The 13454-nt window shown below is 38.3% G+C and carries 1 protein-coding gene; it reads right to left on the reverse strand.

The features are described from left to right. Nucleotides 1-8: 8 nt before the first annotated feature. Complete coding sequence (locus FQT24_RS03460) at nucleotides 9-13445, reverse strand: mucin-binding protein (protein WP_260666183.1); 13437 nt, start codon at nucleotides 13443-13445, stop codon at nucleotides 9-11. Between the last annotated feature and the right edge of the window lie 9 nt (nucleotides 13446-13454).

Genomic DNA, 13454 nt, shown 5'->3' on the forward strand with positions numbered 1-13454 from the left:
AGTCTGAATTATTCTTCGTCTTTTCTTTTCTTACGAGCAATCAATCCGAATCCACTCAAAGCTCCTAGAAGTCCAAGTGCTGCAAGACTAGAGTGTGCTTCTGTACCTGTATTTGGAAGTTCACGTTGACCATCCATATACTGTGGTGTAGCAGGCTCTGCTGGTTGTTCAGGTGCCACTGGAACTACTGGTTGTTCAGGAGTCTCAGGTGTCACTGGAACAGGATTTGGTGCAGGACTAGGTTCTGGTTGAGGAGTTGGATTTGGTTGAGGTTGTGGAGTTGGTGTATTACCACCTCCGCCTCCATTGTTGCCACCACCATTATTTGGCTTAGGAACAGGGATGTACTTGATTGGCGTATCTTGAGTTGGATCTGCCGGTACAACCGGTACTTCATATCCTTTCGTTGGATCGTTTGGATCAACTGGTTTCAATGGATTTCCATTTGGATCTACAGGGATAAATCCTGGTACGTATGGTACACGTGGTCTATCTGTTCCTGGTTTCGTTGGATCTGTCGGATCGTTTGGATATGGAGTTGGTGGAACTTGTGTTTGTCCCTCTGGTAATTTTGGAATCCATGATCCAAGTTTGTCGTAAACAACTCTTTCAGTGATGTTTACACCTGCTGTTGCTTTAATATCTTTTTGAGATGATTCGATATCTCCGCCACGAGCGATATATCCATCCACTTTCGGTAACTTGTTACCATCTAAGATAGTATCATTGCCTACTACTATCCATTCACCATATGTGATATCTCCAGTTACTAGGTTCACTTTCGCAGTACGTTTGAACTTGATTGTTTCAGTGTGAGTAGCTGCGACTTCTTTTCCATTGCGATCCACATAAGTGATTGTACGAGTTGCAGTTGTTTCTGTAACCATATCTTTCACTGTTTCAGGCCATACTGGGCTGTTTGGATCTTCTGGGAATACTGGTTTACCTGGTTCTGGCGTTGATGGTGTTACTGGTTTCAGTGGGTTGTTTGGACCTACTGGTTTCGTTGGATCAGTTGGCACCTGTGGTTGATCAGGGCTATTTGGATCTGTAGGTACAATTAATGGAGTAACTTTAACGTTGAAGATTTGATCTTTATCTTTATCGTTGTCGAATACTCTATCTGTATCTGCTGAAGGGTAATCGTTGCTTGTTACAACATAACCTTTCTTAACAAGTTCTTTAATCTTGCTTTCAACATCTCCAGACTTAGTGAATTTAGATCCTGAATCTCCTTGATCTACTACTGGATCAGATACTACTTTACCATTGTTATCTACGAAGTTAGTGATAGCTTTTTGTTTATCATTTTCATAAACGATTGGTGTATCCGTACCTGGATCTGTTGGCACTGGTGGTACTTCATATCCTTTAGATGGATCTTTTGGATCCACTGGTTTCAACGGTACAAGTGGGTTAGTGTTTGGATCCACTGGTTTCGTTGGGTCTTGTGGAACTTTTGGTGTTGTTCCTGGGATATGAGGAATTACTGGTACTTTCGGACTATTTGGATCTTGTGGATCTGTTGGTTTCGTTGGACTTGGTGGTACAACTTTACCTGGATCTTGAGGATCATTATCGTAAGGCGTTGGAGTTGGTGGTGTTACACCTTCTGGTACTTTCGGTACAAGTCTTCCAACTGGAACGTAAACTACTTTGATTGTTTCATCTTTAGAGTTTTCAGTTAATCCTGTAGTTTCAGCTACTTCTTTTTGAGCTGGATCTTTCAGAACGTATCCTGGAACTACTGGTGATGTTACTTTATCAAATGTAGTATCGTTGTTTACTGGAGTCCATTTACCATATTCGATAGTGCCTGTAACAACGTTAATCTTAGCTTCACGAGTAAATGTTACTTTGTCAGTTGCTTTGTCTGCAACTTCTTTATCTGTACCATCTTCTACATAAGTGATTTTACGAGTAACGTGTTTAGTAGTTTCAAGTTTGTTAATTAACTCTTCAGTCCATTTTGGTCCATCAGGATTATTTGGATCGATTGGTTGTCCTGGTTTTGGAGTATTTGGATCGTCTGGATTTGTTGGGTCAAATGGTTTAATTGGCTCAACGTGTGGTATTAACACTACAGTGTATTCTTGATCTTTTCCAGAATCTTTGTCAAAGTTTCCGTTATTATCTTTACCATAGTTGTTGCTTACTAGATCATATCCTTTAGCAATTAACTTAGCAATTTCTGTAGTTACTTCTGTTGCTTTCGTTAATGGCTCACCTGATTTACCAGTTTCTTCGATGTTCGTTACACCTGGAATTGGGTTCCCACTTGGATCTACGAATTTCGTTACTGCTTTTTGAGTATCTTTTTCGTAATTGATTTCAGTGTTCTCTGTAGGTGTTGTAGGTGTTGGTGGTACATATCCTTTTGTTGGATCTTCTGGATCTACTGGTTTCAGTGGGTTTCCATTTGGATCTTTTGGTGTTGTTCCTGGGATATGTGGAATCACTGGTACGCTTGGTTTATTTGGATCGTTTGGATTTGTTGGATCGTTTGGATCTACAACTTTACCTGGATCTTTTGGATCATTTGGATATGGAATTGGATCGATTGGTGTTTCACCTTTCGGTACATTTGGCACCCATGTTCCTACTGGTACGTAAACTACTTTGATTGTTTCATCTTTAGAGTTTTCAGTTAATCCTGTAGTTTCTGCTACTACTTTTTGAGTTGCATCTTTCAGAACGTATCCTGGAGCTACTGGTGATTTCACTGCATCGAATGTAGTGTCTTTAGATGTCCAAGCTACATTAGGATCAACAATCTTACCAGTTACGACATTAACTTTCAAGTCACGAGTGAATGTTACTTTGTCAGTCACATCGGCTGTAGATTTATTTCCATCTTTATCTAAGTACTCAACTTTGCTTCCATCTTCTTTCACATAAGAAATTGTACGGTTAACATGCTTAGTTGTGTCTAATGACTTGATTAGCTCTTCTGTCCATTTTGGTCCATTTGGATTTTCTGGATCAATTGGTTGTCCTGGTTTTGGAGTATTTGGATCGTTCGGATTTGTTGGATCAAACGGTGGAACGTCTACAACTTTTGGTTTCACTGTTACTACGAAGTTTTGATCAACTTTTGTATCTTTATCGAAGTTCTTATCTGTCGCTGTTGTGAATCCGTCAGTTACTAATTCATATCCAAGTACTTTCAAGTCAGCAAGTTTATCTGCTGTTGAGTAGTTAATTGCTTCTCCAGATTTTCCTTCTAAGTTATCTGTGTGAAGAACAGTGTTTGCTCCTTCAACAACATACTTAACTGTTGCTTTTTGAGTATCTTTTTCATACTTAATTTCAGTATTTTCAGTTGGAGTCTTAGGTGTCGGTGGTACATATCCTTTAGATGGATCTGTTGGATCAACTGGTTTCAGTGGATTTCCATTTGGATCTTTTGGTGTTGTTCCTGGGATATGTGGAATCACTGGTACACTTGGTTTGTTTGGATCGTTTGGATTTATTGGATCGTTTGGATCTACAACTTTTCCTGGATCTTTTGGATCATTTGGATATGGAATTGGATTAATTGGTGTTTCACCTTCTGGTACTTTCGGTGTCCATGTTCCAACTGGTACGTACTCTACTTTGATAGTTTCATTATCAGATTTAGGAGTTAAGCCTGTTGTTTCTGCTACTTCTTTTTGAGCTGTATTTTTCAGAACATATCCTTTAACTACTGGTGATGTTACTTTATCAAATGTAGTGTCGTTGTTAACAGCTGTCCATCCACTGTCAGTGTCAGTTGCTGGTACATCTGCTTTACCGTCACCATTTGTGTCGTATCCTACTAGAGAACCATCTTTTGGATTTACAATTGCTGTACGTTTGAAGTTTACTTTGTCAGTTACTTTTGGTGCTTCAGTTGATGATACTTCTTCATCAGTACCAGCTTTAACGTAAGTAATTGTACGAGTTACTGTCTTAATGTTGTTTAGTTTATTAAGAGCATCTTCAGTCCATTTTGGTCCGTCCGGTTTATTCGGATCGATTGGATCTCCTGGGTTAGGGTTCTTAGGATCTTCGTTAGGGTTCTTAGGATCTGTTGGAGTTACTGGAACTGGTTTAGCTACTGTTACGTAGTAAACTTGAGACACTCCGTTTTCACCTTTATCATCAACGCTATCGAATTCTCCTTCTTTTCCTGGATATTCTTTTTGATCTGCTTTATTTGATACTACACTGTATCCAGATTTTTCTAATTCTGTAACAATCTTAGCGACTTCACCTGCTTTAGTGAATTTAGATCCTACATCTCCTGCTTCTGCGAATGAAGTATGAACTGCATTACCATCTTCATCTACGAAGTGAACGATTGCTACTTGAGAACCATCTTTAGCATAAACAATGTTAGTGTCTTGTGTTGGATCTGTTGGTACTGGTGGTACTTTATATCCGTCTTCTGGTCTACCTGGTGTTACTGGCTCTAATGGTTTACCTGTAGATGGATTTAATGGAGTTACTCCAGGTATATGAGGAATCACTGTTGTTGGTGTTCCTGGTCTTGTTGGATCCGTTGGATCTTTTGGATATACCTTAGGTGTTGTATCAGTTCCTGGCGGTACTGTTACTCCTTCTGGTACTACTGGTACATATGAACCAAGTTTCTTATACACTACTACTTCTGTAATATCTCCTGCAGTCTCTGTTACTTCTTTAGCTGGTACAGTTGCTCTGTCCACAATGTAACCGTCGATTGCTGGTGATGTTACTTCTTCGAATGATTGTTTATCTGGAGTCCAGTTTCCAAATGTAATCTTACCTGTTACAGGGTTGATTGTTGCTGAACGTTTGAATGTTAATGTTTTCTCTTTCTTGTCAGCTACATCTGTAAGTTTATCCGCTGGTACTTCTGTTCCATCTGAGTAGATGTACTTGATTGTACGTTTAACGTCTTCTTGAAGTCCGTTTTCTAACTCTTTGATTAACTCTGGTGTCCATTTTGGTCCGTCTGGATTTTGTGGATCGATTGGAGTATTTGGAGTTGGTGTTTCATTATCTGGACTTACTGGGATTTCTTTAACAGTTACTAACACTTTGTACTCTTGGTTTGTAGTTGCGTCTGCATCAAATGTTCCGTTTTCTGGATATCCATTTTCTACTACTGTGTATCCTTTAGCTTTCAATGCGTTGATTGTGTCTGTTACTGATTGTCCTTTTGTGAAGGCTTTTCCTGTATCTCCTGTATCAACGATTGATTTCGCTACTGCACCTTTTTCAGTCTTATCAGTTTCGCTGTTTACTTCGATGAAGTGAACTACTGCTACTTGTGATCCGTCTTTAACATACGTGATTGTAGTATTTTGAGTTGGATCTTTAGGTACTGGTGGTAAGTCGTATCCACCATTTGGATTTTTCGTTAATGGTGTTCCGTCTGGTCCTACTGGAGTTGTTCCAGGGATTTCAGGAATCGTTGTTGTAGTTGGAGTTCCTGGTTTTGTTGGATCTTCTGGAGTCGCATTTGGATATGGTTTTGGTGTCTTATCGAAGTCCGCTGGAGGTGTTACACCTGCTGGAACTACTGGCACGTATGAACCAAGTTTGCGGTAGATAATTGTTTCCTCTGTATCTTTATCTGTCGCTCCTACATTAGCATTTGCTGTGGATGTTTTCGCTGAAGCAATGTATCCATCTTTAGCTGGAGTTGTTACTGCAGTAAATTCTTTCGTTTCTGGTGTCCATTTACCATATTCAAGGGTTGCTCCTGTTACAGAATCAATCTTAGCAGTACGTGTAAATGTTACTTTTTGAACGTTGTCTGCAATTCCTGCATCTGATCCATCTTCAAGTTTGTAGTGAACTGTGTGAGTTACTTCTTCGATTAATCCTAATTCTTTCAACGTACGTTTCTTAGGATCGTTTTCTACTACTTTATTTGGATCTGGATTTTCACCTGGCGTTACTGGGTTTGGATCAACGTTTGTTGTTGAAGGGTTGTACACTACTGTTTCAACGATATCTTTATCTGTTGCTGTTACACCTGTTTTCTCAGCTACTTTTTCTACTGTTGGTGTGTAGTTCGTTACTGAAGGCGAGACTTTCTCAGCGAATTTATCACCATTTACTGGTGTCCATGGAGCTGCTTCTTTCGTAGTTGCATTCCCATCGTTATCTAAGTATGTTACTTCTCCAGTTACAGCATTTATTTTCGCTTTACGTGTGAATGTTAATGTTTCTTTAACTGGCTCTGCAGCTTTAGAACCGTCATTCTTCACGTAGTTGATTGTACGAGTAACTTGTTCTACTAATCCTAATTCTCCATAAGTACGTCCTTTAGGATCGTTTGGTACTTTATCCTCTGGTTTTGGTGTCACTGGTGTTTCAGGATCACGTGGTGTCGTTGGATTTGTTGGAGTTGGATTTGTTGGATCCACTGGATTGTTGTTTGGATCTAGTGGTTTAGTTGGATCAACTGGAAGTTCTTTACCTTTCACAATGACATAGTATTGTTGGCTAGGTACTTTCTCATCAGCTGCTCCTGTAGCTTTATCACTTACAGCATCAAATGTACGAGTTGCTTCTTTGTAGAATCCTTCTTTATCTGTTGTGTAAAGTGCATCTGTTGGAGCTACTACTTCATATCCTTTAGCTTCTAACGCAGCTTTAACTTTATCTACATTAGATTTGCTAATTTCTTTTCCTGTATCTCCAGTTTCAACTACTGATTCGTTTACTGAGTTACCTTTTTCATCTACAAAGTGTACTACCGCTACTTGTGATCCGTCTTTAACGTAGATAATTGATGTATCTTTCGTTGGATCTGTTGGTGTTGGTGGTACGTATCCTTTACTTAGATCGTTTGAATCAACTGGTTTCAATGGTTTTCCATCTGGTCCTACTGGTGTAGTTCCTGGGATTTGTGGAACGATTGGTGTTGTTGTTCCTGGTACCACTGGGTTCGTTGGATCTGGATCTTTAACTTTTGAACCATCTTGTGGATCATTGTTATAAGGTTTTGGATCTACGTTTGTGTTTGCTGGAGGTGTGATTCCATCTGGAATTACTGGTACATATTTACCTACTGTTTTGTAGACTACATTTTCAGTAATATCTTTATCAGTTGCTTTAACTTCTACATCTTTCTTGGAAGCTTCTACATCACCAGTTGCAACATATCCTGCTACTACTGGAAGATCAGCTTTACCTGCTAATGTAGTTCCATTTGTAGCTACCCAATCTCCATAAGTGAATTCTTTTGTAATTGGATCAATTGTTACTGGACGTTTGAATGTTACTGTGTTTGTAACTGTGTCAGCTGCTAATTGACCTGCTTTAGCAGCGTCTTCAGCTTTTAGTTCACTTGTTACATCTGAGTATTTGTACGTAATTGTACGTGTTACTGTTTCTGAACGAGCATCTCTTAACTTATCAATCAAGTCTTTAGTCCATTTTGGTCCATCTGGATTGTTTGGATCAATTGGTTTACCTGGTTGAATTGGGTTGTTAGGATCTACTGGTGTAGATGGATCATCATTTGGAACTTCATCAGTTGGTGTAATCGTTACTGGTTTAGCTTGACGATATACTACTGTTTCTGTAATATCATCTGCTTCTGCCGCAACTGTTACCGATGGTACTGTTGCTGTACTTGCGATGTAGTTTGCTACCGCTGGAATATCAGTTGCTGTTGGTGACGCTACTGCCGCAAGTTCCTTAGCTGGTGTCCAATCTCCGTAAGTAATGTCTCCTGTTACTAAGTTTACATTTGCTGTACGTGTAAATTCTGCAGTTTGTTCTACTACTTTTTGTGCACCTGTTGCTGGATCAATTACTGGAGTTCCATCTTCGTATACATACTTAATTGTACGTTTTACAGTATCTGAATTCTTCAGATCTTTAACCGAACTTGGCCATTTTGGTCCATCTGGATTACTTGGATCTACTGGTTGTCCTGGTTCTGGTTTCACATAACCTGGAGTAGTTGGATCAAATGATGGAATATCAACTACTTTAGCTTTGAATTTCACCACGTATTCTTGATCAACTGCAGCATCTTTATCGAATTTATCAGTTGATACAAATCCATTATTTACTAGTTCGTAACCTTTCTTAACTAGCTCAGCAATCTTATCAGTTACTGAAGTTGCTGTTGTAGCTGGGTAAGCTGCTTCTGATTTACCTGTTACTGCGATTGGATCTGCAAGACCTGGAGTAATTACTTTATCTGTATTAGTAGGGTCTACTTCTACGAATTTAACTACAGCTTTTTGAGCAACTGGAGTATAAAGTACTGTGATCTTGTAGTCATCTGCTTCTGCATCGATTGCTGCAGTCGCTTCTACAGTAGCATTATCTGGAGTATATCCAGTCACTTCTGGAGAGTTAACAAGGTTGAACTTATCGTCTTTTGCTACTTCTGCAGGTGTTAACGTTACACCAGTAGCTGTTCCACCTACCGGAGTCCATGGTCCAAATGTAACGATTGCTTTTTGAGCAGCTGTTGCATCTGCAGCTATCGCTTTGTTTGTGATGTAATCGTAGTAAACTGTACGAGCTTTGTATTCTTCTGGCGAATCATATCTACTAGCATCTAACACAGCTTTATAAGCAGCATATTCTGCTGGATACTCTTTCGCAGCTAATGTGTAGTCGATTGTACGGTCACGTTCAAAGTGAAGTGTTTCAGTCACTGTTGGTGCAGCCGTTGTTCCACGTTTATCTGCTGGTACATCATCTGTACTTGCATATTTGTATTCGATTGTACGTGTTACTTCTTGAGTATCTTTAATTTGACGAAGAACTTTTTTATGACGTAGGTAAACATTGAACGCTTGGTCTACATCTTTATCATCATCAAACTTACGTCCACCTTCAATAGCTGTACCTTGAGTATTGTTTGTATAGTCATCTGTTACTAATTCATAACCAAGGTCTTCATATTTCTTGATTGTGTCAGCTGTTAGGTAAGGAATCTTCGTATGAGATTTACCTTGAAGTTCTGGAACACTGTAAGTTGTTTTCGCATCCGCACCCGTAGTAGGAGCAGTTGCTGCTGTTTGAACTTCAAGAATACGAGCATCACCTGTCGCATCTAAGTCGATGTATGTTACTTTGGCTTTTTGAGTATCAGCTTTATAAACAACATACATATCGAAGTTGTCTTTGTCGTCTGATCTTATTGCAGAAGAAGCTGGTTTATACGTTCCTACATCTTTTGTATTTCTATCAATCGGTTTATAAGTACCAATTTCCTTAGTATCTTTAATATGAGCCATTTCTCCTGTTGCATTTGGAGCATTGTATTCTAAAGTTACAACATTCGCTGTATAACCTTTTACAGTAGGAGAAACTATACTATTCATCTCTTCGTTATTTTCTCCATGTTTCCAATCGGAAATAATCAATGTTCCTTGAGAGAATTTAGTACCTTTAGGTATTTCAGTTCCTGCTGTGTATTCTGTACCATTTACATCTCTAACTGTATTCGCAGTTACCATCGGTTGGTCTAATACACCATCTTCATCAAACATTTTATATGTACGAGTATAGTTTAGAGTTTGAGAACGTGTTACTGGTTCATTATTGATTGATAAAATTGGATTATTATTTTTATAAGAAGCTTGACTAGTAGCTGTTGCATCATTATCACTCTCATACACATAGTGAATTGTACGTGTAATTGATGCTTCTGTAGCTGGTGTTACTATTGGTGTGTATTTTGCTCTACCGTAATCAGTACCATATTTTTCTGTAACTTTATCATTTGCTACAACATCATTATAGTCTATATCTGGTTGTACTAAATCTACACCTGTTCCTCTTCCTACAAATCCAGGTTCTGGTGTAAATGTAACTTCACCTGTTGGTTTTCCACTTGCATCTTTCACAAGTTCGTATACCCCTTCACCTGTGATTGTTACTTTAGAATCGTTAGTGTTTGCCAGGTCATAACTACGTGGAACCTCTGTTATTGCTCCTGTTGTAGGATCAAGATGTGTTGCACTTGGTAATACAACTTGATTTAACGGTAATATTCTCTTAACTTTAGTACCTGCTGGAATCGTGTTAGTTGCACGATATTTACCATCAACTTTTACAACATCACCTTTTCCTACAATCTGACTAATAGATGTTTCTTTAGCCAAAGTAGAAATTTTTCCTCCACTTTCACGTGGAATAGTATCACCTGTATTATAAGTAACATTATTCCAAGTATTATTAGCTGTCGACACTAGTGAATTTTTAAGTTTAGCTCCTGTTGGAATTCTTCCTCTGGCAGGAATAGTAGTCTCTGTACCGTTGGCTAGAGTAACAACCGTGTCTGCTGTAACAGGATGAGGATCAACTGGACTAGATCCCGCTGGGATAGTTTTTCCAGTAACAAGTCGAACATTATTTACTACAACAGAACCTGTACCTGTTACTACCACATCTGCATCTTCAGCAATTTTCGCACGCGCTGGTAATTTATCTTTATCAGGAGTATATGTTACTACCTTCCCATCAGCAAGTGTTAATGTAGTAGCCTTACTTACTTCAGTATCTTTATCGTATGAAGATTTATTACTTTCTAAAGTATCCGCTAATTTTATACTCTTATTCTTATCTATGATTTCGAATTCATTAGCATACCTAGAATCTGTAATCTTATCTCCTGTTTCAGTTTCCACTGTTCCGTATACTGGGATTTGAGGTCTAGCACTTTGTTTTTTACCTTGAACATCAGTAGTTGTAGTATCTTCACCTATTGGTCTCACATCAATAACAGTTGGAATATAACTAGTATCCATTGTTTTATAACCATTATTTCCATTATTTGTATTTTCAAGAACCTTATCTTTTTCTGCTAATGTGGTAGATGCTTTAGAAGCCTCAATTGTATCATTATTAGCTTCCCATCCAGTTGAATTATTATTATCATCCCATGCACGTACTGCAATACCTTTCGCCGTTCCCACATAAGACTTATTAGGTTTAAATGTTAATGTAGTTTCATATAACCCATTTCCTACAGAAGTATTTTTACCTTCATTAGCAGGATTAACTTTATATGTACCTACTTCATTTCCTGCAGTATCATATTCTGTGTACTCACTTAATAAATATTCTATTTTCCCAGTTAATGGGTTTGTAACTTTAAGTCCTTTACCCAAAACTTTATTATTTTTATCTTTTACTGTTACATATTCTCCTGAATATACAGTGGCACCATTTCGTTCTACATGAACCTTGCCTGTAGAGTCTACACGATAATTTGCAGGTAATCCAGACTTATCAGCAATAGCTTCTTCTGACGCGACTTGCTTATCAGTTAGAACTATTTTCGGCGATAAATTCTCATTTTCAATTTGCGCCCATTTCGTATATTTAGAATCTTTATTTTTACCATTCGCTGTAAACATCGCATTAGTTGGTAGTGTAACTGTTTGTTCTCGCCCTTGATATCTTTTTGTCTCATGTCTAGTACCACGTGGCATGTGAACTACATGTGTTTGGAAATCCTCTACTTCCCCTGATGATGCCACGCCTGTTGGTTCTAGAATCTCATCTTTTGTTAATGAAATACGTAAACGTACTCCTAAGCTATCTGCTGAAGTATCTAGTAATTGTGGTGTGTTTTTAAATTTAATATTGTAAGTTCCATTTTTGTTAACTTCTACGATTTCTGAAGATTCATTAAGATCAAATTTACCGTTGTTGTTGAAGTCTACCCATCCACGGATATAAGCTTTATCATTATTAACACCTAGGTTAGCACGAACACCTTCAAGGACATATTCATTACCTTGGGCTTGACGTAATTTGTACTCAGTTGCTACCGCTGGATCAAGAAGTTGGCTTTCTCCTTCATCTCCCAGAGTACCTTCACCTAGAGCACCTGTTGTGTGGTTATAAACTCCACGAATCGGAAGCTTAGATACTGGGTTCGCCATCTCAATAACATCACCTTGATTTAAAAGTACACGTGTGTGATCCTCTTTTTCAATTACAGCATTACCATTCGGTAATAATAAGTATGTACCTGTTACACCCTTATCTGTTGTTACAACTGTTTTTCCTGATTCTAATGGTGTCTCTTTATATTTTTCTGATGTGATTAAGTCATCAAGTACCCATCCACCTGAAGGGTCAGTTTTTGTTGAACGGAAGTCTGGGTCTCCTTTAACATTACCTAAGTATGGCTGAGTAGCCGTTACCTGAGTTTTAACTCCATTCTTAACAACCTCTTTATTGAAATCCCCAATAATGTGCTGAGCTGATCCGTAAGATTGCGGAGCATCTCCTCCATCATAAATCATGAATCCAATTGTTCCTGCTTGTGCTCCTGCAGAGTTCAAGTACATTGATAGTGTCTTAACGTTTTGAGAAAGAGCGATTGGTAATGAGTTTTTAGAACCCATTGATGTATAGTTTGCTCCAAATGTATTAGTTCCGTATGCAATAGGTTTCCCTTTTTCGTCTAAGTTAACCCAATCTTTTGGATTATATCCCGCTTGCGCAAGACGTCCGTCAGCATTAACATCACTTTCTTTACTTGGATAAACTCCTTGAGCTGTTTTATCATCAATATCTTTTTGAAGATTTAATGCCATGAATTGTTCCCATTTCGTTCCATCTGTCTCGAATTGAACAATTTCTGTACGCCCTGCTTCTTCAGCATCAGCCGCAATTACGTTAACATCTACAATACGACCATTATATGTCGCAGAAAGAGCAAATGTTACACCAACGTTAGATTCATCACGTGATGATGTAAAAGCTGTAAGCATTTCACTTCCATCTGGATTTGTTGTTGGAATCCCTGCTATTCTCAAGTATGACCATTGAGTATCTTGAGATGTAATTAAGACATCCGCATGTCTTTGATTTCCAATTTTTTTATAAAGATTAGCTGATCCTGATGGTACAGCCTTACCATTCACATTAACATAAGAGAACCCAGTTTCAGCAAGTTTTGTCGCTGTTAAACCTTGACTTTCAATAGCTTTGTTATAAGCTTTAACCGCTTCATGATATTCACTAGCTTTCGCATAGTAGGCATCTGTATTAGCAAATGTTTCTGTCGGATATTCTGGTAGTGTTAATGCCACACCATTTACTGAAACAGCTGGGTTATTAGCAAATATTGTTTTATTATTTATTGCATTTTGTTTAAATTGTTTATCCTCAGCTTGTGCTTTTGATAATTGTCTCTCAGATCCCCAATCTCCATAATCACGTACAGCATTCACTGGGCCTGCAGCTGTTTTATTAGGATCAGATTTTACATCTTTTGAACCCAATTTAATTACTGTTGCTGTTAAAGCATATCCTTCAACTTTAGTTTTAACGTTGAATTTCATACCTTCTTGTAAAGCTTCGTAAAGTTCGTGGTCGTTTTGAGCTCCACCTGTGTAATATAGATGTTCTACATATTTTGCAGTTCCTGAATTTAAGAATTTATCATTAGTTGTTAGTCCTTTTGAGCCGTCTGCGTATGTCACATCACGAACCATTGTAATTTT

It is taken from the genome of Streptococcus mitis (assembly GCF_901542415.1).
Taxonomy (GTDB): Bacteria; Bacillota; Bacilli; order Lactobacillales; family Streptococcaceae; genus Streptococcus; species Streptococcus mitis_BL.

Coding starts and splice junctions, on each gene's coding strand:
- FQT24_RS03460 (WP_260666183.1), bottom strand. CDS start 13,445: ATGGTTCGTGATGTGACATACGCAGACGGCTCAAAAGGACTAACAACT.